Genomic DNA, 23873 nt, shown 5'->3' with positions numbered 1-23873 from the left:
TGCAGCCGCGCCGTGCAGCGGGCCGATGGCCGCAAGCAACCAAACCGCCTTGGCGGCCGCCGCGCGATGCGGCGGTTGCGTGGCAATCGCATCCGGGCCCGAGCGACGCCCCAGGGAGATCGGGATGACCATTGATTTCGCAGCGCGACACAAGCCGGCGCCGGGCAGGGCCGGGCACGGACCGGCGACAGCCGACGCCGGCCCTGCGGCGGTCCAGCTTGCCACCGCCTGGCCCGAATACATGATCGACGCGTTCCAGCGCAGCGTTCTGTTCCTCGAGCTGTTGCGGCAGCGTGGCAACGACGAGATCGCGATCACCGCACGGCCGGTGGCGACGGTGTTGCGGTTCGACCATGACCTGGTGATGAGCGGCCAAGCGCTGCCGCGGCCGATGAACTACTCGCTGCTGCGCATCACGCCACCGCCAGGGGTGATTACCGACCCACGCAAGCGGCCGGTCGTGGTGGTGGACCCGCGGGCCGGCCAGGGTCCCGGCATCGGCGGCTTCAAGGCGGAGAGCGAGATCGGCGACGCCCTGGACGCCGGGCATCCGGTCTACTTCATCAGCTTCGCGGCGACGCCCGAACCTGGCCAGCAATTCCTCGACGTCGTCGAAGGTCAGGTGGCGTTCTTCGAGCGCGTCGTCGCGCTGCATCCCGGCGCACCGCGTCCGTTCGCGATCGGCAACTGCCAGGCGGGCTACCAGACCCTGATGGTGGCGATGCTGCGGCCGGACCTGTTCGGGCCGTGCCTCGTCGCCGGCTCGCCGATGTCGTACTGGCAGGGCGTGCACGGCAAGTATCCGATGCGCTATGCCGGCGGTCTGCTCGGCGGCAGCTGGCTGACCGCGATGACCAGCGATCTCGGCCGCGGCAGGTTCGACGGCACCGCGCTGGTGATGAACTTCGACAGCCTGAACCCGGCGAACTGGCTGTGGGGCAAGCAGTATGACGTCTATACCCACATCGACACCGGCGGCGCGCGCTACCTCGCATTCGAGAAGTGGTGGGGCGACTTCATCCAGCTCAACGGCGATGAATTGCAGTTCCTCGTCGACAATTTGTTCATCGGCGATAAATTGACGCGCGGTCAGTTGGCGTCGAGCGATGGCAGGATCTTCGATCTTCGCAACATCAGATCGCCGATCATCGCTTTCGCCTCGACCGCCGACAACATCAGCCCGCCGCCGCAGTCGCTTGGCTGGATTCTCGATCTGTATCGCAGCGTCGATGAGATCCGTGCCGCCGATCAGACGATCGTCTATTGTCTGGACCACAAGATCGGGCATCTCGCCATCTTCGTCTCCACCAAGGTGGGCGCCGAGCAGGACGAGGAGTTCGTACAGATGATGGATTGTTGATTTCCGCTGAGATCTGACCCGGGAAGGCCGGATTTTTCCACTGAGATTTGACCCATGTTTGACTGTTTCCCCGTCTGGAAGAGGCGGGGGCGAACGGAGTGTTGGACATGGCGTTTTTGAGCATTATCCGCCGGTGGCATAAGCGTGAGCATGTGCCGATCCGAGAGATTTCCCGGCGCACAGGCGTGTCGCGGAACACGATCCGCAAATATCTTCGGTCTGATGTGATTGAGCCGAAGTTTCAGGTTCCGGACCGGCCGAGCAAGCTTGATCCTTATGCCGAGAAGCTTTTGGCGTGGCTGCGCCGTGAAGCTGGCCGGCCGCGCAAGCAGCGGCGGACGGTCAAGCAGCTATACGGTGATCTCGTCAGCCTGGGCTATGACGGTTCCTACAATCGTGTGGCGGCCTTTGCCCGGGCTTGGAAGGGGGAGTGCCAACGGCTGCAGCAGACCGCCGGCCGGGGAACCTTCGTGCCCTTGGCCTTTGCGCCTGGCGAGGCGTTCCAGTTTGACTGGAGCGAAGATTTTGCGATCATCGGTGGCGTCCGCGTCAAGTTGCAGGTGGCGCACACCAAACTGTCGCATAGCCGGGCGTTCATTGTTCGGGCCTATCTGCTGCAGACACATGAGATGTTGTTCGACGCGCATAACCACGCCTTCCAAGCTCTCGGCGGCGTACCGCGGCGCGGGATTTACGACAACATGCGCACCGCCGTTGACAAGGTCGGCCGTGGCAAGGAGCGCAGCGTCAACGCCCGCTTCCTGGCGATGACCAGCCATTATCTCTTCGAGGCCGAGTTCTGTAATCGGGCCGCCGGTTGGGAGAAGGGGCAGGTTGAGAAGAACGTCCAGGATGCACGCCACCGCCTGTGGCAGTCCATGCCTCCGTTCGAAAGCTTGGACGCCCTGAACGACTGGCTGGAGCGGCGCTGCCGGGAGCTGTGGGAGCAGACCGCGCATGGCAACGAGCCGGGAACCATTGCCGATGTCTGGGCCAGCGAGGTTGAGAGCCTCATGCCTGTGGGCCGTCCGTTCGATGGGTTCGTGGAACACACCAAGCGGGTCTCCTCGACCTGCCTGATCCACTTGGAGCGTAACCGCTACAGCGTGCCGGCCTCTTTTGCCAACCGGCCGGTCAGCCTGCGGGTCTATCCCGACAGGCTGGTGGTGGCGGCGGAGGGGCAAATCATCTGCGAGCATCCGCGCATCATCGACCGGACGCACAACGGCCCAGGGCGCACTGTGTATGACTGGCGGCATTATCTGGCGGTGATCCAGCGCAAGCCGGGCGCCTTGCGCAACGGTGCGCCGTTCCTGGAATTGCCCGATGCCTTCAAGCGGCTGCAGCAACATCTCCTGCGCCGTCCTGGCGGTGACCGGGAGATGGTGGAGATCCTGGCCCTGGTGCTGCACCATGACGAGCAGGCGGTGTTGGTGGCGGTGGAACTGGCGCTGGAGGACGGCGTGCCGTCCAAGACGCATATCATCAACCGGCTCCACCGGCTGATCGACGGCAAACAGGCTCCGCTTCCGGTCATCACCGCGCCACAGGCACTGACATTGGCCAATGAACCCAAGGCTGACGTCGAGCGCTACGATAGCTTGCGCCAATCTGAGGAGGCCCGCCATGCGTCATGATCCCGCCACCGGCGCGCTCGTCATCATGCTGCGCAGCCTCAAAATGCACGGCATGGCACAGGCCGTCGATGAACTGGCCCAGCAGGGTGCCCCGGCCTTCGAAGCCGCCATCCCGGTACTCTCCCAGTTGCTCAAGGCCGAGACCGCTGAGCGCGAGGTCCGCTCCATGGCCTATCAGTTCAAGGCCGCCCGCTTCCCGGCCTATCGCGACCTGGCCGGCTTCGACTTCGCCAGCAGCGAGGTCAATGAGGCCCTGGTCCGCCAGTTGCATCGTTGCGACTTCATCGAACCCGCCGACAATGTCGTGCTCGTCGGCGGCCCGGGCACGGGCAAAACCCACATCGCCACCGCGCTCGGCGTGCAGGCCGTCGAGCATCACAAAAAGCGCGTCCGCTTCTTCTCCACCGTCGAGCTGGTCAATGCTCTGGAGCAGGAAAAAGCTCAGGGAAAGGCTGGGCAAATCGCCGGCCGTCTGATCCATGCCGACCTCGTCATCCTCGATGAGCTTGGCTATCTGCCCTTCAGCGCCTCAGGCGGAGCTTTGCTGTTCCATCTGCTCAGCAAGCTCTACGAGCGCACCAGCGTCGTCATCACCACCAACCTGAGCTTCAGCGAATGGTCCGCCGTCTTCGGCGACGCCAAGATGACCACCGCGCTCCTCGATCGCCTCACCCACCACTGCCATATCCTCGAGACCGGAAATGACAGCTTCAGGTTCAAAAATAGCTCCGTGCAGAAATCCCAAAAACGAAAGGAGAAAAATCCAGCCTTGACCCCATCATGAAACTCAAATCATAAACTATGGGCGGGTCAAATCTCGATGGAATTCCCGGGTCAGATCTCAGCGGAAATCAACAGTCGCCCATCAGATCGCGTTGCTGCTGGCCGTGGCCGAGGGGCTGTTCGATTCCATTGCCGTCGACGGGATGGCCGCAGCGGCCGCCGATGTCATCCGGGCGGTGAGCGCAACTGAGGAAGCGGGAGAGATCGCGGCCGGCGCCCCGCTCGAGGGCACACGGCGGGCGGCGATCCTGTCCGCGGCGCGTGCGGCCCTTGGCCAGGAGGTGTGATGGCCACGCTCGAGGAACTGTCCCGCCACATCGAGACCGCCGGGAAACTGCAGGCGGTGGTGCGCACGATGAAGACGATCTCGTCCGTGGCCATCCGCCGCTACGAACTGGCCGAGCAGGCGATGGCGCGCTACCTGGAGACGGTGGAGATGGGCCTGCAGGTCGTCCTTCGCGCGCTCGATGGCGCCGAGATCGAGAGCCGTGCACCCAGGCGCGGCCGCACGGCGGTGATGCTGGTCGGCTCCGAAATCGGCCTTTGCGGCGCCTTCAACGAAAGGCTCGTGGCTTTCGCACTGGACAGCCTTGCCACTTCCGGCGCGGCGGTCGAAACCCGCCTCGTGCTGACGATCGGGTCGCGCGTCGATGCAAGCTGGCGCGCCGCGGCCGAACCGCCGGACGGCCATCAGCAGGCCCCCGCGACGCTGGAGGGGCTGTCGCACACGGTCGGCGCGGTGCTGACCCGTCTCGATCACTGGCAGGAGAATGAGGGCGTCGATCAACTGGTGCTGTTTTACCAGCGCCCGGGCGAGATGGGAGCGGTTACGCCGGTGCAAACCCGCCTGCTGCCGCTCGATCCGGCCTGGCTTGCCGGGCTGCGCGCGCGACATTGGCCGTCGCATCGCCTGCCGGTCCCGCTAGGGGCGCCGGAATTGCTCTTTCGCAGGCTGGTGCGCCAGCTCCTGTTCGCCCGCGTCTTCACCGCGATCATCCAGTCCCAGACGGTCGAACACGCCGAGCGTCTCGAGGCCATGCAGGCGGCCGACCACAGCATCGCCGAGAAGATCGATGAGCTGCACATCGAGCATCGGCGGATCCGGCAGAACGCGATCACCTCGGAACTCCTCGACATCGTCTCGGGCTACGGTGCCATCATGGATGAGGAACCTGAAGAAGCGGCGGCAGAGAAGGATGCGCAAGCGGTAGTCCGCACGGCACCGCCGCATCCTGCCCCCTCGTCGCGCGCGGGATCGCGAACATAGCACTGAGGCAGAACCGCTCGAAGCCTGCCCACCCGCCTCCCGTGCCGCTGCCGCAACGGCATTCGGCGCGCCGCCCGCCCTGTTTCGGAATTCCGGGCGACATCCCGATCCGGACCGATACAGTCGTCGCGACAGAACATTGACGCAGGTCAATGTCGCGCATGGCGGCTTGGACTAGCATTTTTTTCTCATGCAGAGGCGAGGGCGCCATGACGAGCGAAGCTTTCGCCTTGGAAGGTTCGATGATGACGAATCCACCGGCCAATCGAGATTCCGGCATACCTGCCGAAGCGCCCTCCGCAACTCATCCTTCCACCGCGCCTCCGCGCATAATGGCATGTGTCGACACCTCGGCCATGGGGCGGAAGGTGATGGCGCATGCGGCCGCGATCACGCAAGCACTGGACGGCGAGCTGACCCTGATCAGGGTCATCGAGACGCAACCGGCGGGCGGATCCCCGCCCGATCCGGTCGAATGGGAAATCCACCGCCGCGAGACGTGGGAGGCCATGCTGCAGATCGTGGCGGCACAGGACATCGCGCCGGCACGGATCCAGGCACAGGTCATCGAGGGCGAACCGGGCGAACAGATCGCGTTATGGGCCCGCGACCACGATGTCGACCTCACGGTGCTTTGTACACAGGGCGAGGACCAGGCGACGACCGGAAGTCACGGCAACACGGCACGCAGCGTCATCGCCCATGCGATCGGCTCGGTGTTGCTGGTGCCCGATGGCGTCGCCGATGGCGGCCCCGTTGCGTATCGGAAGATCCTGGTGCCACTTGACGGATCGTGCCGGGCCGAGAGCGCTGTGCCCATGGCCGTCCGCCTGGCACGCGCCCGGGAGGGAGAAATCGTGTTCGTTCATGTGGTGCCAGTTCCGGAACTGACCGAAATCGGGCCGCCAGAGACCGAAGCTCGGGAACTGTCCGACACCCTCGTCCGCCGCAACGAACGGGTGGCGCGGGAGTATCTCGACCGGACCCGGAGCCATCTGGCGGATCAGGGTATCCATGCCCGCAGCCTCGTGCTCCGGGGCGGCGACGTCCGCAGGCGCCTCGCACGGGCCATCGTTGACGAGGCGGCGGACCTTGTTGTCCTGTCATCGCATGGCCGCAGCGGCTATGTGGACGTTCCGCACGGCAGCACCGCGGCGTATCAGATCGACCATCCGACAACGCCGCTTTTGATCGTGCGCCCCCGGACGGCGCGGTCGCAGCGCCACCCGGTTCCTGCGCCGACATGCGCACGCCACCGCGTATCTGACCAGGCCTCGCCCTGAGGCCGCGGGAATGGATACGGACCCGGATCTGATCAGAACGACAGCCGGGGAACTCCGGGACCTGCACCGGGTCAGCAATCAGGCGCCGGAAGCCATTGCGGCTTGGCAGCACATCACGGCGCTTGCAGCTTGGCTTGATCGTGCCCGGGCCAGCTGCGCCGATCCGGAACCCGAGGCGACGAAAGCGGCCGACTGGCTGCTGGACAACGACTATCAGGTCCTTCGCGCGGCCCGACAAATTCGCGAGGATCTGCCGCGGGCTTTCTACAGAAGGTTGCCGCGTCTGGCCGGGCCCGGGAATGACGAAGGTCTGCCGCGAATCTTCTATCTTGCGCACGGGTTGCTGCGCGCCTGCCGGCTGCAGGTTTCGCTTTCGGCTGCCGTACGGTTCATCCGCGCCTACCAGGAAGAGGCACCCCTCACGATCGCCGAGTTGTGGGCGTTCCCGACCATGCTGAGGCTCGCGTGCCTGGAGCTTCTGGTGGCCGCGTTCGCGCGGCTCGTTCCCGGACTGAAGCCACCCTTCGCGCTCTCGTCCTGTGTCGCCATGCTCGGGCCGCTGGACGACACCGAGTGCGTATCGCGTGCGCTGGGCAATCTCGGCGTCATCGACACTGTCTCGTGGAATGATTTCTTCGACAGCTCCAGCCAGGTCGAGGCGATCCTGCAAACTGATCCGGCCCAAATCTATGCGCGCATGGATTTCGAAAGCCGCGACCGTTATCGCAAGGTGATCGAGCAACTCGCGGATGATGTTGCCCGCCCCGAGACGGACGTGGCCCGGGAAGTCATCAACCTGGCGAAGGCCGCGGACCCGTCGCAACAGGCCGGGCATGTGGGCCACTGGCTGATCGGACATCGCCGGGACGAGACGGAGACGGCGATCGGCTACCACCCGTCCCTGGCAGCATCGGCACGAGGCTGGGCGCAGCGGCACCCCGGCCGGCTCTATGCGTCTGCGCTCGTGATCACCGGCGTGGCGGCGCTGCTGCCGCCGGCCTTCTATCTCGCCAGCGCCGACGCGGGGCCGCTTGGGTGGACGTTCGGCATCCTGCTGGCTGTGCTGCCGGCATCCATACTCTCGGTCGCCGTCGTGCACTGGGTCATCACACTGCTAGTGCGACCACGCGTCCTGCCCAAGCTCGACCTCAAGAACGGCATTCCGCCCGAGTGCGCCACCGCGGTCGTCATGCCGATCATCATCGGTGCCACGAGCGAGGTCCCCGGGCTCATCGAACGCCTGGAACTGCACTGGCTCTCCAACCCCGATGCCACGCTCCGCTTCGTGCTGCTGAGCGATCACACCGATGCGCCTGCCGAGCACATGCCCGGTGACGATGCGGTGGACGAGGCGCTGGTGGATGGCATCCGCCGGCTCAACGGGCGGTATGGACAAGGCGGCGACGGCCCGTTTCACCTGCTGCACCGCGCCCGCCGCTTCAACGCCGCCGAAGGAAGCTGGATGGGGTGGGAAAGGAAGCGCGGCAAGCTCGAGCAGTTCAATCGCCTCGTGCTGGGAGACCAGACGCCCGCCTTCCCGCTGCAGGAGGGAGATACCGAAGCCCTTCGCGGGCGGCGCTTCGTCGTCACCGTCGATGCCGACACCATCTTGCCGCCGGGTGCCGTCAATCGTCTGGTGAGCGCATTGGCACACCCGCTGAACAGCCCGGTCATCGATGCGGCTACGGGGCGTGTGCGGTCCGGCTACACCGTGATCCAGCCGCGTGCGGAAATTCGGCCAGATAGCGGCATGCGATCGCTGTTTGCCCAGCTTGCCACGGGGGATACGGCAATCGACATCTACAGCCGGGCCGTTTCGGATGTGTACCAGGATCTCTTCGGCGCGGGGAGCTATGTCGGCAAGGGGATCTACGAGGTCGCGCCGTTCCAAGCGGGCCTCGATGCCAGAGTGCCCGAGAATGCGCTCTTGAGCCACGATCTGTTCGAAGGTGCCCACGGTCGGGTCGCGCTGGCATCCGACATCGTTGTCTATGAAGGCTTTCCCGCCGGCTATCTCGAGTTCAGCCGCCGATGGCACCGTTGGGTGCGCGGCGACTGGCAGTTGCTGCCCTGGCTGTTCAGGCGGGTTCCCGCCGCCCATGGGCAGCGTGTCGAAAACCCGTTGTCGACACTCGATCGCTGGAAGATACTTGACAATCTTCGTCGCAGCCTGGTTCCGATAGCGCTCGTAGCACTCCTCGTGGCCGGCTGGCTGATCCTGCCTGGAAGCCCCTGGGTGTGGACCCTCGTCGCGATCGCCCCGCTCGGTATCGCCCTGTTCACCGAGGTCCTGAGCGATTTCGCGCGCGGCCGCCCGCGCGAACTGATGCGCGGCACGTGGAGGCGCCTGACCGAGCACGCCGGGCGATGGGGGCTGACCATCGTCTTCCTGACGCAGGATGCGGCCATCGCGCTCGATGCCATCGCGCGAACTTTGTGGCGGCTCCTGGTTTCGCGTCAACACCTTCTGGAATGGACTTCAGCCGCTCATTCCGAGATCCATTTCGCCGCCACCCGGTCGCATGCCACCGCCTGGCGGGTGCTGTGGATCAGCCCGTTCGTGGCGATGGCCTGCACGGTCCTGATCGCGGTCAGCGACCCTTGGGCGTTCCCGTCCGCTGCGCCCATACTCCTGCTCTGGATCGCAGCGCCGGGAATTGCCGTGTGGACCAGCCGTTCGTCCCGATTGTCCCGGCCGGACCTGACAACCGACGAGCGCGCCTACCTGCGCCGTCTGGCACGGCGGACGTGGCTCTATTTCGAGGTCTTCGTCGGCCCTGAGCACAACTGGCTGCCACCGGACAATTTCCAGGAGCAACCCTACGCGGAGCTTGCCCACAGAACGTCGCCAACCAACGTCGGCATGATGTTCCTCTCGACGGTCACCGCCTGGGACCTGGGATATCTCGGCTCGAGCGATCTGAACGCCCGTGTCCACGCCGCTCTCGACACGCTTGACCGGCTCGAGCGCTACCGAGGCCATTTCCTCAACTGGTATGACACGAGGCTGCTGCACCCGCTTGAACCGCGTTATGTCTCGACGGTCGACAGCGGGAATTTGGCGCTCTGCCTTGTCACCTTGAAGGAATGCTGCCTGGAGGCGGCGGATGCGCCGGCACTGCGCAGCAAGCTGTGGGACGGTCTGGCCGATACCCTTGGTCTGCTGGCGGAGGCCCTGGAACGCGTTCGGCACGCAGAGGTGGCAGACTTGCGCGCGACCGCTGCAACGCTCGCAGGGTATGCCGTGACGGTTCGCGCAGACCCGGAAAGCTGGCGGACCGCCCTCGTCGGGATCTGCGAGCGTCAGTGTCCCGAACTCGAGGCGATGATCACGGAGACGATCGCAGGCGCGTCCGATGCACTCCCCGCCGGATCGTTGCGCGAACTGCGCATTTGGCTGGAGCGCGTGCACCATCATCTCGCCAGCATGCAGCGGGATCTCGACCGTCTCCACCCCTGGCTGGCCCTGATGGACACGGCCCCGCCGGCATGCGCGGACCTGGTCCGGCAGATGAAGGACGAGCTGTCTCCCGTCTTGCCCCCGGCGAAGGCCGGCGACGCGCGGGCGCGGATACGCAGGGCCGTGGCCGAAGCGGCGGCGCTGGCACCGGATCCGGCGAGCGCGCAATGGTTGTCGGAACTCGATGCCGCGCTCGCCCGCAGCGGCGTTGCACAAGACGGATTGGGCGACAGCCTGCGCGCCCTTGCGGCACGAGCCGACGCCATGGCGACGGCCATGGAGTTCGATCTGCTCTACGATCGGGACTCCAGGCTTTTTCATATCGGCTACAACGCCAGTTCCGACAGGATCGATCCCCACCACTACGACCTCTTCGCGTCCGAGGCGCGGATGGCCAGCTATTTCGCGATCGCGAAACGAGACGTTCCCGCCGAGCACTGGTTCTTTCTCGGCCGCCCGATCACCCGCCTGCGCAGCGGCATGTCGCTCATGTCCTGGAACGGGTCCATGTTCGAATATCTGATGCCCTCGCTCCTCCTGCGCGGTGGCCCCGATACGCTGATGACGCGCAGCGAGCGGACGGCGGTGGATACCCAGCGCCGATACGCCGGCAGTCTCGACATCCCATGGGGCGTTTCCGAATCGGCGTATGCCGTGCTCAATTCTGACCATCACTACCAGTACCATGCCTTCGGCGTGCCCGGGCTCGGCCTGCGCCGCGGGCTGGCGCGGGATCGCGTGGTCGCCCCCTATGCGAGCGCCCTGGCACTTGCCGTTCGTCCGGGCGAGGCGGTGCGGAACCTGCGGACGCTTGAAGAGATCGGACTGTCCGGCACCTACGGCGCGTTCGAAGCCGCGGATTTCACGCCGGAGCGGGTGCCGGTCGGACGCACCTTCGCCACGGTAGGCAGCTACATGGTGCACCACCAGGGCATGATCCTGGCGGCGATCGGCAATGCCGTGCACGACGATATCCTGGTGACCCGCCTGCGCCGGGACCCGCGCATCCGGGCGATCGAACTCCTGCTCGAGGAGCGGGTTCCCTGGGAATTGCCACCGGAACCTGTGCGCGAGCAGGCGGAGGAGGACGAGAGCAAACCCGTCTCGCAGCGCGCCGCGCTGCCGGCACCGCAGGCATGGGCCCCGGCAACCGGGAGCGGCTTCCCCCAGATGAATGTTCTTGGAAATGGCAGCCTGACCTGCTGGATTTCAGAGGCCGGCGGCGGCGCGCTCTGGTGGCGCCGGCAGGCGATCACCCGCTGGCTGCCCGACGCCACGCGCGACGACCATGGGCTGTGGATCTATGTGAACGACGAGGACAGCGGTGCGGTCTGGTCCGTCGGTCGCCAGCCCTGCGGTATCGAGTCGGACGACGCACGGGTGGTGTTTCATGCCCATCTCGCCGCGTTCAACCGCCGCGACCATGAGATCGGCATCGGCATGGAAGTCGCCATCGTGCCCGGTGATGACGTGGAAATCCGCCGCGTGACCGTCGTGAACAACAGCGACCGGCCGCGTGTCGTGCGGCTGAGCAGCTATGGTGAGGTCGTGCTGGCGCCGCCGCTGGACGACGAACGCCACCCCGCGTTCAGCAAGCTGTTCGTCGGCAGCGAGCATGTGGCCCGGTTCGATGGCCTGCTGTTCACCCGCCGGCCCCGCAGCCCCCACGATGCCCCACCGGTGCTGCTGCATCGTGTCGTGTTCGACCGGCCCGACATGGAGCTCGCCGGGTTCGATACCGACCGCCGGTCGTTCCTCGGTCGCGGCGGCGACATGCGGCGCCCGCGCGGCATCGTCGAGGGGCTGGCCGGAACGGTCGGCTGGACGCTCGATCCCGTCATGTCCCTGCAGGTACGGCTCGAACTCGCGCCGCAGGAGCGCCGGCAGTTCGCGTTCCTGACCATGGTGTCCGGCTCCCGCGGGTCGGTCCTGGAACTGGCGGAACGCTACGCCGAACTTACCGCGCTCGACTGGGCGCTGGGTGACGCAGCCGCCGCGGCGGGGCGGGAGGCGCAGCGGATCGGCCTGCGGCCTGAACGCCTGCCGGAAATCGCCACCCTCGCGTCGCTGCTCATTCATCCACATGAGACCTTGCGCGCCACACCGGCCGGGATTGCCGCCAATCGGCTCGGCCAGCCGCGTCTCTGGGGGCTCGGGATCTCGGGCGACCTGCCGATCCTGCTGCTGCGGGCGAGCGGCCAGAATGAAATGGGACTCCTGCCGCTGCTCGTTCGCGCCCTGCAATTCTGGCGGCGACGCGGGCTTCAGGTGGATCTCGTGATCCTGCGGGTGGGCGTCTCGGGATACGAGGAACCCGTGCGCGAGCGTGTTCTTGCCCTGTTGCACGAGGGCGGCGCGCACGAACTGCTCGGCCGTGCCGGCGGAATCCATCTGATCTTTTCCGACCTGATCCATGGCGAGGACCGGGGCCTGCTTGAATCCGTCGCGCGTGTCGTGCTGGACGAGACACAGGGCTCGCTCTCCCGGCAGCTCGAGCGCGCGGCCGAGCCGCGTGCCATGCTGCCGCGCTTCGAGCCGACCGGCGCACCGCCGGTCGCGCCGGCCGACCCGCCACTCACCCGTCCGACCGGCCTGGTGTTCGACAACAATTTCGGCGGCTTCTCCGAGGATGGGCGCGAATATGTCATCCACCTCGAGCCGGGCACGCGAACGCCGTCCCCCTGGAGCAACGTGCTGGCCAACGATGAATTCGGCTGCCTCGTCACCGAGGCCGGTGGCGGGTACACCTGGGCCGTCAACAGCGGGGAAAACCGCCTCACCGCCTGGACCAACGATCCGGTCGCCGATCCACCGAGCGAAATAGTCTATCTGCGCGACGAGGAAACCGCCGAGATCTGGACCCCGACGCCCGAGCCCGCCGGCGCGGATGCCGCCTGCCAGATCCGCCACGGCGCGGGTTACACCATTTGGCGCCAGCACAGTCACGGGCTGGAGCAGGAACTGCTGATTTTCGTGTCGTCCGATCAGCCCGTGAAGCTGGCGCGGCTGCGGTTGCGCAACCTGCGCCCCCGCGCGCGGCGGATCACGGCAACCTATTACGCCGCGTGGCTGCTGGGCGCGCTCGGCAGCATCGTCCGCCCGCAGGTGGTCTGCGACTACGATCCCGAATGCCAGGCCCTGTTCGCACGCAATCCATGGAACCCGGACTTCACCGAACGCGTGGCGTTCCTGACCTCCGACCATGCACCCCACAGCCTTACCACGGACCGTCAGGATTTCCTGGGGCGCGAAGGCCGTCTTGACCGGCCTGCGGGTCTGCTCGGCTGGGATCTGGGCGGCCGCGTCCGGGCCGGCGCCGATCCGTGTGCGGCCTTGCAGGTGCATCTCGATCTTGCCGCGAACGGCGAGGCGGAGGTCGTCTTCGCTCTCGGCCAGGGAAATGATCGCGCGCATGCGGCCGAACTGGCGCAAACCGTTCGCCAGGCAGGATATGCCGATCACGCCTTCGCGGCACTGAACCGCTGCTGGGAGCAACGGCTGGGCGCGGTCCGGGTGCGCACGCCGGATGCGTCGTTCGACCTGCTGGCCAATCGCTGGCTCCTGTACCAGACCCTCGCCTCACGAATCCTGGCGCGGGCGGGGTTCTACCAGGCCGGTGGCGCGCTCGGGTTTCGCGACCAGTTGCAGGACATTCTCGCCCTGTTTCATGTCGCACCGGCGCGGGCGCGCGCTCATATCCTGACCTGCGCGGCCCGGCAGTTCGAGGAAGGCGACGTGCTGCACTGGTGGCACCCGCCGCAGGATCGCGGCGTGCGGACCCGGTGCTCGGACGACCTGCTCTGGCTTCCCTACGTCACGACCCGATACGTCGAAGCGACCGGGGATGCGTCGATCCTGCAGGAAGATGTGGCCTTCCTGCGCGCCGCCCCGCTGCTGGCGGACGAGGACGATCGCTACGCGCAGTTTGATGCGGGACCGGAACGCCGGTCCCTGTTCGAGCACTGCCAGCGCGCCCTGGAGCATGGGGATACGCGCGGCGCGCATGGCCTGCCGCTGATGGGTGCGGGCGACTGGAACGATGGCATGAACCGGGTGGGCGCGCGGGGGCGCGGCGAGAGCGTCTGGCTCGCCTGGTTCGCCATCGCGACGATGCGCGGCTTCGCCGGCCTGGCAACCCGCCTGGAACGCGGCGACCTCGCGACACGCTGGACACGCCGGGCCGAGGAACTCGGAAACGCCATCGAACAGCACGCCTGGGACGGGCAGTGGTATGTGCGCGCATTCGACGATAACGGACAGCCATGGGGCGCCTCCGACATCGCCGAGTGCCGCATCGATTCGATCTCGCAATCATGGGCCGTTCTCGCAGGGACGGGCGTGACGGAGCGGGCGCGCACCGCCGTCGCGGCCGCGGCAGGGGAACTCGTCCGCCCGGACGAGAGGATCGTGCGGCTGCTCTGGCCGCCATTCGACCGTACCTCGCGCGATCCTGGCTACATCAAGGCCTATCCACCGGGAATCCGTGAGAACGGCGGGCAGTACACGCATGCCGCCGCGTGGCTTGGCCTTGCCTGCGTCGGTCTTGGCGACGGCGATCGCGCATGGGAAATCTTCGACCTTCTCAGCCCGATCCGGCATGCCGCGTCGCGGGCCGATGCCGCGCATTATCGGGTGGAACCTTATGTGCTTGCGGCGGATATCGCGAGCGTTGCGCCGCATGCCGGACAAGGCGGATGGAGTTGGTACACCGGCTCGGCGGCCTGGACCCTGCGGCTTGGCATCGAGGGGATCCTCGGGCTGCGGCTACGCAACGGGGCACTCCTGATCGATCCGTGCCTGCCCAGGGCCTGGGGGCTGGCCGAAGCGGAGATCAGGGGGCCGGACGGCGTCCTTTCCATCCGGATCGAAGACCAGGACCATGTCGGCCGCGGCATCGTCGAGACGACCGTGGACGGCGTGATCTTCACAGGTGACGCCATAGGCTTTCCTACCGACGGCGCGGTTCGCCATGTCGTCGTGCGGCTGGGCCAGTCGCCGCCGACCTGAACCTCAGCGCAATCGCAACCCTCGCCTCCCCGCACGCCGTCGAGCAATCTTCCCCTGCTCTCCCAAGCGGTCGTTGCGGTTACGACCGCCCTCCCGGCATTCAGTCGGACAGCGTGAGGGCTCTGTTGCGAATTCTGGTTGTCTCTGATGGGATTGGATGCGGGCTGGAGGAGGAGCGGTGGTGTCAGCGTTCAGAGGGCGGCATTACGAGGGTGAGATCGTGCTTTGGGCGGTGCGATGGTACTGCCGGTATGGGATCAGCTATCGGGATCTTGAGCAGATGATGGCTGAGTGCGGCGTGAACGTTGATCATTCGACGATTTACCGCTGGGTTCAGCGATATGCCCGGAGATTGAGAAGCTGCTGCGCTGGCAATGGCGGCGGCCAACCTCGACGAGCTGGCGGGGCGGCGAGACCTATATCAAGGTCCGTGGCGCATGGGCCTATCTGTACCGTGCCGTCGACAAGCAGGGGAACACGATCGATTCCTAACTATCGCCAACGCGGAATACGAAGGCGGCAAAGCGTTTTCCGGGCAAGTCACTGAACGGATTGAAGGACTTGGAGAAACCCGAGATCATCAATACCGACAAGGCGCCGACCGACGCCATCGCCAGGTCAAATACTTGAACAACGTCGTCGAGGCGCACCACGGCAAGCTCAAGCACCTGACCCGCCCGGTGCGCGGCTTCAAGACACTGAAGACGGCCTATGCCACGATCAAGGGCTTCGAGGTGATGCGGGTCTTGCGCAAGGGGCAGGCCGCCATGTTCAATCTCACGCGTGACATTTGCGGCGAGGCACGTCTGGTCGAGCGTGCCTTCGGCCTCGGCGCCTGCGCCCTTGCCGACGCAGTCCAGCTCATCGGCCAACAAACGGACCGCGAGGCGGCCCGATAAGCCCGGCTCTCATCCAGAATACGTCACTCCCCCCTGCTCACAAAATTTGCAACAGAGCCAGTTGGAGAGTGACGTTTCGGTTCGTTGAGACTGGCGTTGAGTTGGTAAACTTGCGGATTCCGGAGAATTCGCCCATGGATTCCGATTTTAATTCGCCCACGATTCCGACGTTTATTCGCCCGGGGATTCCGAGATTTATTCGCCCGGGTAGCGGTCTCTGTGGCTGTTGATTTCGTTGCTCTCCTGTTCTCGTTGGGTCAAGCGGTTTTTGGGGTTTGCTTGCGGATCTTGCGCAGGCTTTCGCCGGTGAGTTCGATGCGGTGGGCATTGTGGAGCAGACGGTCGAGAATGGCGTCGGCGTAGGTCGGATCGCCGATCAGCTCATGCCAATGCGCCGGGGGGATCTGGCTGGTGATGATGGTGGCGCGGCGGCCGTAGCGATCCTCGACGATCTCGAGCAGGTCGTGACGGGCGCCGGCGTCGAGTGGAGCAAGGCCGAAGTCGTCGAGGATCAGTAGATTGACGGCACCGAGGGTGCGGATCATCCGGCCGTGACGCCCTTCGGCGCGGGCGACCGCGAGTTCTGCGAAGAGTTTGGGGGCGCGCTGATAGAGCACGGTCCTGTCATCGCGACATGCCTTGTGACCGAGGGCACAGGCCAGCCACGATTTTCCGACCCCTGTCGGCCCGCTCAGGACGAGATTGTCGTGCGCGTCGATCCACTCACCCTGGATCAGCTTCTGGAACAGAGCCCGATCGAGGCCGCGGGCACTCCGGTAATCGACATCCTCGATTGCAGCGTCATGGCGCAGCCTGGCATGGCGCAGCCTTGTGCTCAACCGCTTGTCACGTCGGACGGTGATCTCGCGGTCGAGCAGAAGACCGAGCCATTCGGCGTGACTGAGGCTGGGGGTTTCGGGATTGGCGTGCAGCTCGGTGAACGCGCGGGCCATGCCTGCAAGACCGAGCTGGTGGATCTGATCGAGGGTCGGATGGTTCAGCATGAGGCTTCTCCTTGTCATCAGTGGAAATATCCGCCGCCCCGGATGTTGGGGTGGCGGATCGGGGTGGGATCGGGACTGGCGGTGCCGGCGGCTCGCTCCAGCCGGTTATCGAGGATGGATTTGACCGAGCCGTAGGTCAGGGTGCCGATGGTGAGCGCGCGCTCGGCCGCGGCATCGAGCCGGTCGGCGCCAACACTGCGGGCCAGGCGAAGGATGCCGATGCAGGCGCGGAACCCCTGCTCCGGATGAGGCCGGCGTTCGAGGATCAGGGTGCAGAGTGTCGCGACCGAGGGACCAAGCCGTGCGGCTTCCTGATGGATCCGTGCGATGGTCCAGTCGCCATAACGCCGGTGGCTCGAGGGCATGTGCTCGGCGATCGTCGTGTGTTTGCCGTTACCCGGCCTGCGTGCGTGCACGGCGATCCGTTCGCCACGGAGAAAGATCTCGACCGTGCGCACGGTGAACCGGGCCTCGACCTCGGCGCGGGCGTGCCGGTAGGGGACGGAGTAAAAATGCTTCTCGATCTCGACGTGATAATCGATGCCGACCCGCCGGCGCCGCCATTGCGCCAGCACATAGGGTTCGGCCGGCAGTTCCTTCAGCGCGGGACGATCGAGTGTTTCCAGCAGATGCCGTCTTGTCGCCCCCAGGCGACGGACGACCCGCTCCTCGTTCAGCCAGCGGCAGAATTCAGCGATCGCGGCATTCAGTTCGGCGAGGCCGTAAAATGCCCGGTTGCGCAGCTTGCCCAGCAGCCACCGCTCCGCCAGCAAAACCGCCACCTCGACCTTCGCCTTGTCACGCGGCCGCCGCGGCCGCGCCGGGAGAATGGCCGTGCCGTAATGGCGCGCCATATCGGTGTAGGTCCGGTTGACCTGTGGATCGTAGAGGCAGGCGCGGATGATCGCGACCCTGGCGTTGTCGGGCACCAGCAGCGCCGGCACGCCGCCAATTGCTGCCAGAGTGCGATTATGCGCCTCGATCCAGTCCGGCAGGGTCTGGGTCCAGGTCGCCTCAGCATAGGTGAAGCTCGATGCGCCGAGAACGGCGACGAAGATCTGGGCCGCACGCGTCTCGCCGGTGAGCCGGTCGATCACCACCGGCACCGTGTCGCCGGCATAATCGACGAACAGCTTCTCGCCCGATGCGTGGGTCTGGCGCATCGTCACCGGTAGCCGGGCTTCCCAGCTCCGGTAGAGCTCGCAGAACCGGCTGTAGCGATACCCATCCGGGTGCTCGGCAATATACTCGTCCCACAGGATCGACAGCGTCACGTGCTTGCGCTGCAACTCGCGGCGGATACGCCCCCAGTCCGGCTCATCCACACGTCGATGCCCCGGCCGCTTGCCCACCGCGCCGTCGAACAAGCGCCTTTCCAATGCCGCTTCGGACAGCGCCAGAGCCCCTGGCCCATCGAGCCCGGCCGCCTCCAGTCGCCGCAGCGTCAAGCGCACCGTCGATGCCGCAACCCCGACCCGGATCCCCACCTGGCGGGTCGAAAGCCCCGCCATCCTCAATCTGACAATCTCGCGCACATCGCGCATCGCAATCCGCTCCACTGGCATTCATCCGCTCCCTCGATCAGCCAAAGGGAGGGAACCTGAACCAGCCAGCAGAGACCTCAAGCCAACCCGGCCAACCCCGCCCGCCTGGGCGAATAAAAGTCGGAACAGGTGGGCGAATTAATCTCGGAATAGGTGGGCGAATAATTCCCGGAATCCCGGGCGAGTTAATCTCGGAATCCCGGGCGAATTGAGCCCGGAATCAGCAGGTAAACTATCAAGACTACCATCAGGAGAAGGCAAAATGATGCTTAATCCGCCACATCCTGGCGAACTGCTCAGAGAGGATGTCATCGGCGAGCGGGGCTTTCCGTTACCGAGGCCGCCCACAGGCTGGCTATGTCCCGCGCTGCGTTGTCGCGCGTGTTGAACGCCAGGGCTGTCATTAGCCCTGATTTGGCGATCCGGCTTGAACAGGCTGGCGTGAGCACGGCGCAGGCATGGCTTGGGATGCAGGCAAACTATGACCTTTGGCTTGCACGACAACACAAGCAGCCACCAGTTGTTGATTTCCGCTGAGATCTGACCCGGGAATTCCATCGAGATTTGACCCGCCCATAGTTTATGATTTGAGTTTCATGATGGGGTCAAGGCTGGATTTTTCTCCTTTCGTTTTTGGGATTTCTGCACGGAGCTATTTTTGAACCTGAAGCTGTCATTTCCGGTCTCGAGGATATGGCAGTGGTGGGTGAGGCGATCGAGGAGCGCGGTGGTCATCTTGGCGTCGCCGAAGACGGCGGACCATTCGCTGAAGCTCAGGTTGGTGGTGATGACGACGCTGGTGCGCTCGTAGAGCTTGCTGAGCAGATGGAACAGCAAAGCTCCGCCTGAGGCGCTGAAGGCAGATAGCCAAGCTCATCGAGGATGACGAGGTCGGCATGGATCAGACGGCCGGCGATTTGCCCAGCCTTTCCCTGAGCTTTTTCCTGCTCCAGAGCATTGACCAGCTCGACGGTGGAGAAGAAGCGGACGCGCTTTTTGTGATGCTCGACGGCCTGCACGCCGAGCGCGGTGGCGATGTGGGTTTTGCCCGTGCCCGGGCCGCCGACGAGCACGACATTGTCGGCGGGTTCGATGAAGTCGCAACGATGCAACTGGCGGACCAGGGCCTCATTGACCTCGCTGCTGGCGAAGTCGAAGCCGGCCAGGTCGCGATAGGCCGGGAAGCGGGCGGCCTTGAACTGATAGGCCATGGAGCGGACCTCGCGCTCAGCGGTCTCGGCCTTGAGCAACTGGGAGAGTACCGGGATGGCGGCTTCGAAGGCCGGGGCACCCTGCTGGGCCAGTTCATCGACGGCCTGTGCCATGCCGTGCATTTTGAGGCTGCGCAGCATGATGACGAGCGCGCCGGTGGCGGGATCATGACGCATGGCGGGCCTCCTCAGATTGGCGCAAGCTATCGTAGCGCTCGACGTCAGCCTTGGGTTCATTGGCCAATGTCAGTGCCTGTGGCGCGGTGATGACCGGAAGCGGAGCCTGTTTGCCGTCGATCAGCCGGTGGAGCCGGTTGATGATATGCGTCTTGGACGGCACGCCGTCCTCCAGCGCCAGTTCCACCGCCACCAACACCGCCTGCTCGTCATGGTGCAGCACCAGGGCCAGGATCTCCACCATCTCCCGGTCACCGCCAGGACGGCGCAGGAGATGTTGCTGCAGCCGCTTGAAGGCATCGGGCAATTCCAGGAACGGCGCACCGTTGCGCAAGGCGCCCGGCTTGCGCTGGATCACCGCCAGATAATGCCGCCAGTCATACACAGTGCGCCCTGGGCCGTTGTGCGTCCGGTCGATGATGCGCGGATGCTCGCAGATGATTTGCCCCTCCGCCGCCACCACCAGCCTGTCGGGATAGACCCGCAGGCTGACCGGCCGGTTGGCAAAAGAGGCCGGCACGCTGTAGCGGTTACGCTCCAAGTGGATCAGGCAGGTCGAGGAGACCCGCTTGGTGTGTTCCACGAACCCATCGAACGGACGGCCCACAGGCATGAGGCTCTCAACCTCGCTGGCCCAGACATCGGCAATGGTTCCCGGCTCGTTGCCATGCGCGGTCTGCTCCCACAGCTCCCGCAGCGCCGCTCCAGCCAGTCGTTCAGGGCGTCCAAGCTTTCGAACGGAGGCATGGACTGCCACAGGCGGTGGCGTGCATCCTGGACGTTCTTCTCAACCTGCCCCTTCTCCCAACCGGCGGCCCGATTACAGAACTCGGCCTCGAAGAGATAATGGCTGGTCATCGCCAGGAAGCGGGCGTTGACGCTGCGCTCCTTGCCACGGCCGACCTTGTCAACGGCGGTGCGCATGTTGTCGTAAATCCCGCGCCGCGGTACGCCGCCGAGAGCTTGGAAGGCGTGGTTATGCGCGTCGAACAACATCTCATGTGTCTGCAGCAGATAGGCCCGAACAATGAACGCCCGGCTATGCGACAGTTTGGTGTGCGCCACCTGCAACTTGACGCGGACGCCACCGATGATCGCAAAATCTTCGCTCCAGTCAAACTGGAACGCCTCGCCAGGCGCAAAGGCCAAGGGCACGAAGGTTCCCCGGCCGGCGGTCTGCTGCAGCCGTTGGCACTCCCCCTTCCAAGCCCGGGCAAAGGCCGCCACACGATTGTAGGAACCGTCATAGCCCAGGCTGACGAGATCACCGTATAGCTGCTTGACCGTCCGCCGCTGCTTGCGCGGCCGGCCAGCTTCACGGCGCAGCCACGCCAAAAGCTTCTCGGCATAAGGATCAAGCTTGCTCGGCCGGTCCGGAACCTGAAACTTCGGCTCAATCACATCAGACCGAAGATATTTGCGGATCGTGTTCCGCGACACGCCTGTGCGCCGGGAAATCTCTCGGATCGGCACATGCTCACGCTTATGCCACCGGCGGATAATGCTCAAAAACGCCATGTCCAACACTCCGTTCGCCCCCGCCTCTTCCAGACGGGGAAACAGTCAAACATGGGTCAAATCTCAGTGGAAAAATCCGGCCTTCCCGGGTCAGATCTCAGCGGAAATCAACAATCATGCAGAGGAAGACGTGGGCACGCACCCGCGGCGAGAGCCAGTGATGCACCGGGCGGATCGCGAGATCGACCGATTTGAGGGACCGGAACGCCCGTTCCACCCGTGAGAGATCCTTGTAGGCTGACACGGCTTCGGTCTCGCTCATGACGTCCGCGCTCACACTGGTGCGGATGACATAGATGCCGTCGAGGGCCGCCTCGCGCGCGATGCTGGCGGCGTTGCGCTGGAAATCGAAGCGGCTGGCGGTGATGGTGAGATCGAAATGCTTGGCCATCTTGCGCTGGTTGATCACCGCCCCCACCGCCAGCCCGATCGCGGCCTCGCCATGAAGAGGAGCGCGTTTGCGCCGTGTCGCATCCCGGATCCGCGCCAGTTCCGTCTCGGTGGCCACGAGCAGCGCCTCGCGCTTGCGCCGTCGTTCGGTCGCCAGGGCGGCGTTGCGACAGGCGATCAGCCGCTCGCCCGGATAATCGGGCGACGTGATCGCGGCGATATCGCGCTCGTCGAACAGCGACATCTGCAGCGGTCCCTCGGCAAGATCCTGGATCTGCCCCGCGCGCAGGCAGCTGATCCAGTCCAGCCCCGCCGGCTTGATCGTCTCGCGGATCCGCGCCGTGGTGATCATTCCGCGATCACCCACCAGGACGACGCGCTCGAGATGGAACCGGCGCTTGAGTTTCTCCACCTGGGCGGCGATCGTCGCCGGATCGGCGGTGTTGCCTTCGAACACTTCCACTGCGATCGGCCGCCCCTCGCGATCGCACAGCAGACCATAGACGATCTGCGGCCGATCGGGCCGGTGATCCCGGCTGTATCCGTGGTGTGCCAGTTCGCAATGCCGGCCTTCGAGGTAGGATGAACTGACGTCGTAGAGCACCAGCGTGCCGTCGCGCAGATGGCGCCTTGCAAACTCCCGTTCGATCCGCCCCTGCTGCGTGCCCAGCCAGTCCAGCGCCGCATAGATCTCGCGCTCTTCAATGACACCGAGATCAAGCATCTGCCCGAGGCTCGATGTTGCGGTCTCCGGGTTCAGGCCGCGCAGGGTCGAGAGCTTCGATCCCGGCGCGATCACCCGGCCGGCGATCAGCGCCAGGGCGAGACTGCGCTCGCGCGACGCCCTCCGGCCCAGCAGGCGGGGTATCCCGAGCTTGCGCATCATCCCGAGTGCCGCCGCCACATGACCATGCGGCAGCGAACGCCGGATCTCCAGCGCCTGATCGGCACCACCAACCACCGCGCCACCCGCGAGCAGCGCTCGTAGGCCATCGATCAACGCGGGCGGCATCTGGCTCAGATTGGCGATGGTACGCTTGTGAACCTTCCGCCCCTCGCGGAAACTCTCCCGCAACAGCACGGCCGGCGCCGATCGGCCATTCGGAACCACATCGATGAACATAACCCGAGCGAATCACAGATCGAGTCGCACCGCAAGCCCCATTTATGGACACAAAACGCTCGCAAGAAATCAGCGCTACGCGAGGCTATCCGCCACGTTCAGGTCATTCCCAAGTAAAAACTTCAGGTTAGAGACGCCAAGTTTGCCGATGTCATGGAGCAGCGCGCCGCGTCGCGACCGCCTACGCTGCGATCCTGTCCAGCCGATCCGGGCTCCGATGGCATCTGCATAAAAGGCAACACGTCGGCTATGGCCACTCGTGAAACTGCTCTTTGCATCGATGACGTCGGCAAAGGCAGCGGTCGTACGATCCAGCCCGTCCTCGTCGATTGTCAACACCAGATCGGATGGTTCAAGCACCTGGACGCGTGCGTCGAGCCCCTCGGCTGCTAGGCCCTGCCATAACCATCCCTCTTGGGAGATATCGGCAAAGACCGCTGCCACAGTCGGATCAAACCAGGTTCCAGCGAGCCGCTACCAGCCCCGCAAGGATCTCGCCGACGACCCCAAACTGCCAGCCGCCATCTACCGTACTGCCCTCGAGCACGGTGTCTTCGACAACACGGCCTGAACCTGATCGCGTGAACCAAAAATGGCCAAAGTCAAGGTTATGTCTTGGCCAAACCACTGGTAAGAAACCTCCAATGAACGCCTTGTGCATCGGAGCGAAAGCGTACGGTGGCGCCGTCGCTAATATTGGTCAATGACCAGTCCACACCGGCTTCTCCAAAGTCATCTTTTAGAACTTGTAGCCAACTCTTTTGCGGGTCGGCTGGACAGCAGCCTTGCGGCACCGGGTATTGCTCCGGTTGCAATAGCGTTCGCGGTGCATCGTTCCGTCGCGACAGTGCGGTGGATTTCTTGTCAATAGTCATTGCAGGGCCTTTCGGTCATTACGATGATAGTCACTTGAACCATCCGATGGCTAAGTAGACTCCGTTGGTCGCCCCATCGGCGTTTGCTTGGCCGAACCGCACCGCCCCCGCGACCGCCGAAACCCCTGTCAAGTAGAATGCAGGTGCATCATTTCCCGATTCAAAATTCGGTGATACTGTAATTTTGCAGATTACTTCATAATTCCTGCGGCTTCAAGCCAACAGCGCAGACTTTGTCGTTCGGCCCCTACCGATCCCGACCGCTTGGCGCGCGCTCGTAGCCAGACTCCCCCGCGGCACGGTTGAATGAGACACCTCATAAGCGGACGCTGTGC

13 protein-coding genes and 3 pseudogenes are annotated in these 23873 nt (G+C 64.9%); 9 read left to right on the top strand and 7 right to left on the bottom strand.

What is annotated here, in order from left to right:
- The first annotated feature begins 25 nt into the window (after positions 1-25).
- The 8 genes and pseudogenes from ACIDOCELLA78_RS81260 (at position 26) to ACIDOCELLA78_RS81225 (ending at position 15696) form a co-directional block, all read left to right on the top strand.
- Entirely contained in the window at positions 26-1360 is a 1335-nt protein-coding gene (locus tag ACIDOCELLA78_RS81260; protein WP_249674905.1) for a DUF3141 domain-containing protein, read from the top strand.
- A gap of 107 nt (positions 1361-1467) precedes the next feature.
- Positions 1468-2997, top strand: coding sequence for an IS21 family transposase (gene istA / locus ACIDOCELLA78_RS81255; RefSeq protein WP_201727493.1), 1530 nt, complete (start codon positions 1468-1470; stop codon positions 2995-2997).
- Positions 2987-3781 (top strand): IS21-like element helper ATPase IstB, encoded by a 795-nt coding sequence (gene istB / locus ACIDOCELLA78_RS81250; RefSeq protein WP_013641220.1) that lies wholly within the window; start codon positions 2987-2989, stop codon positions 3779-3781. Before istA (ACIDOCELLA78_RS81255) ends, istB (ACIDOCELLA78_RS81250) begins: the two co-directional genes overlap by 11 nt.
- Before the next feature lie 91 nt (positions 3782-3872).
- The gene (locus tag ACIDOCELLA78_RS81245) at positions 3873-4067 is read left to right on the top strand and encodes a hypothetical protein (RefSeq protein ID WP_201727492.1); all 195 of its coding nucleotides are present in this window, start codon (positions 3873-3875) and stop codon (positions 4065-4067) included.
- Positions 4067-5047, top strand: a complete 981-nt coding sequence (locus tag ACIDOCELLA78_RS81240; RefSeq protein ID WP_201727491.1) for a F0F1 ATP synthase subunit gamma — start codon at positions 4067-4069, stop codon at positions 5045-5047. Before ACIDOCELLA78_RS81245 ends, ACIDOCELLA78_RS81240 begins: the two co-directional genes overlap by 1 nt.
- Before the next feature lie 209 nt (positions 5048-5256).
- Positions 5257-6330 (top strand): universal stress protein, encoded by a 1074-nt coding sequence (locus ACIDOCELLA78_RS81235; protein ID WP_201727490.1) that lies wholly within the window; start codon positions 5257-5259, stop codon positions 6328-6330.
- 10 nt (positions 6331-6340) lie between these two features.
- Positions 6341-14797 (top strand): GH36-type glycosyl hydrolase domain-containing protein, encoded by an 8457-nt coding sequence (locus ACIDOCELLA78_RS81230; RefSeq protein ID WP_201727489.1) that lies wholly within the window; start codon positions 6341-6343, stop codon positions 14795-14797.
- Positions 14798-14978: 181 nt separating this feature from the next.
- A pseudogene (locus tag ACIDOCELLA78_RS81225) lies at positions 14979-15696 on the top strand (IS6 family transposase).
- Positions 15697-15953: 257 nt separating this feature from the next.
- Here the strand turns inward: ACIDOCELLA78_RS81225 and istB (ACIDOCELLA78_RS81220) are convergent.
- Both istB (ACIDOCELLA78_RS81220) and istA (ACIDOCELLA78_RS81215) read right to left on the bottom strand, forming a co-directional pair.
- Positions 15954-16700, bottom strand: coding sequence for an IS21-like element helper ATPase IstB (gene istB / locus ACIDOCELLA78_RS81220; RefSeq protein ID WP_201727488.1), 747 nt, complete (start codon positions 16698-16700; stop codon positions 15954-15956).
- Between the two features lie 17 nt (positions 16701-16717).
- Positions 16718-18244 (bottom strand): IS21 family transposase, encoded by a 1527-nt coding sequence (gene istA / locus ACIDOCELLA78_RS81215; protein ID WP_201727680.1) that lies wholly within the window; start codon positions 18242-18244, stop codon positions 16718-16720.
- 357 nt (positions 18245-18601) lie between these two features.
- On the opposite strand from istA (ACIDOCELLA78_RS81215), the gene ACIDOCELLA78_RS81210 reads away from it, so the two are divergent.
- Complete coding sequence (locus ACIDOCELLA78_RS81210) at positions 18602-18781, top strand: HigA family addiction module antitoxin (protein WP_249674903.1); 180 nt, start codon at positions 18602-18604, stop codon at positions 18779-18781.
- A gap of 57 nt (positions 18782-18838) precedes the next feature.
- On the opposite strand, the pseudogene istB (ACIDOCELLA78_RS81205) reads toward ACIDOCELLA78_RS81210, so the two are convergent.
- The 5 genes and pseudogenes from istB (ACIDOCELLA78_RS81205) to ACIDOCELLA78_RS81185 form a co-directional block, all read right to left on the bottom strand.
- Positions 18839-19632: pseudogene (gene istB / locus ACIDOCELLA78_RS81205) on the bottom strand (IS21-like element helper ATPase IstB).
- Positions 19622-21150 (bottom strand): annotated as a pseudogene (istA, locus tag ACIDOCELLA78_RS81200) (IS21 family transposase). Before istA (ACIDOCELLA78_RS81200) ends, istB (ACIDOCELLA78_RS81205) begins: the two co-directional pseudogenes overlap by 11 nt.
- A gap of 97 nt (positions 21151-21247) precedes the next feature.
- Positions 21248-22663 carry an IS1634 family transposase gene (locus ACIDOCELLA78_RS81195; RefSeq protein WP_249674893.1) on the bottom strand — a complete coding sequence of 472 codons (1416 nt, stop codon included), beginning with the start codon at positions 22661-22663 and terminating at the stop codon, positions 21248-21250.
- Positions 22664-22738: 75 nt separating this feature from the next.
- Entirely contained in the window at positions 22739-23107 is a 369-nt protein-coding gene (locus ACIDOCELLA78_RS81190) for an HD-GYP domain-containing protein (protein WP_201727487.1), read from the bottom strand.
- Between the two features lie 7 nt (positions 23108-23114).
- A complete protein-coding gene (locus ACIDOCELLA78_RS81185; RefSeq protein ID WP_214006261.1) occupies positions 23115-23324 on the bottom strand; it encodes a hypothetical protein in 210 nt (69 codons plus the stop codon).
- Positions 23325-23873: the final 549 nt, after the last annotated feature.

The organism is Acidocella sp. C78 (genome assembly GCF_907164655.1).
Note: the sequence above shows the minus strand (reverse complement) of the source record. Positions and strands in the feature narration are given on the sequence as shown.

What these genes read in the sequence shown, in the direction of transcription:
- ACIDOCELLA78_RS81260 (WP_249674905.1), top strand. Translation starts at nt 26, where the DNA reads ATGGCCGCAAGCAACCAAACCGCCTTGGCGGCCGCCGCGCGATGCGGC.
- istA (WP_201727493.1), top strand. Translation starts at nt 1,468, where the DNA reads ATGGCGTTTTTGAGCATTATCCGCCGGTGGCATAAGCGTGAGCATGTG.
- istB (WP_013641220.1), top strand. Translation starts at nt 2,987, where the DNA reads ATGCGTCATGATCCCGCCACCGGCGCGCTCGTCATCATGCTGCGCAGC.
- ACIDOCELLA78_RS81240 (WP_201727491.1), top strand. Translation starts at nt 4,067, where the DNA reads ATGGCCACGCTCGAGGAACTGTCCCGCCACATCGAGACCGCCGGGAAA.
- ACIDOCELLA78_RS81235 (WP_201727490.1), top strand. Translation starts at nt 5,257, where the DNA reads ATGACGAGCGAAGCTTTCGCCTTGGAAGGTTCGATGATGACGAATCCA.
- ACIDOCELLA78_RS81230 (WP_201727489.1), top strand. Translation starts at nt 6,341, where the DNA reads ATGGATACGGACCCGGATCTGATCAGAACGACAGCCGGGGAACTCCGG.
- istB (WP_201727488.1), bottom strand. Translation starts at nt 16,700, where the DNA reads ATGCTGAACCATCCGACCCTCGATCAGATCCACCAGCTCGGTCTTGCA.
- istA (WP_201727680.1), bottom strand. Translation starts at nt 18,244, where the DNA reads ATGCGCGATGTGCGCGAGATTGTCAGATTGAGGATGGCGGGGCTTTCG.
- ACIDOCELLA78_RS81210 (WP_249674903.1), top strand. Translation starts at nt 18,602, where the DNA reads ATGTCCCGCGCTGCGTTGTCGCGCGTGTTGAACGCCAGGGCTGTCATT.
- ACIDOCELLA78_RS81195 (WP_249674893.1), bottom strand. Translation starts at nt 22,663, where the DNA reads ATGTTCATCGATGTGGTTCCGAATGGCCGATCGGCGCCGGCCGTGCTG.
- ACIDOCELLA78_RS81185 (WP_214006261.1), bottom strand. Translation starts at nt 23,324, where the DNA reads ATGCACAAGGCGTTCATTGGAGGTTTCTTACCAGTGGTTTGGCCAAGA.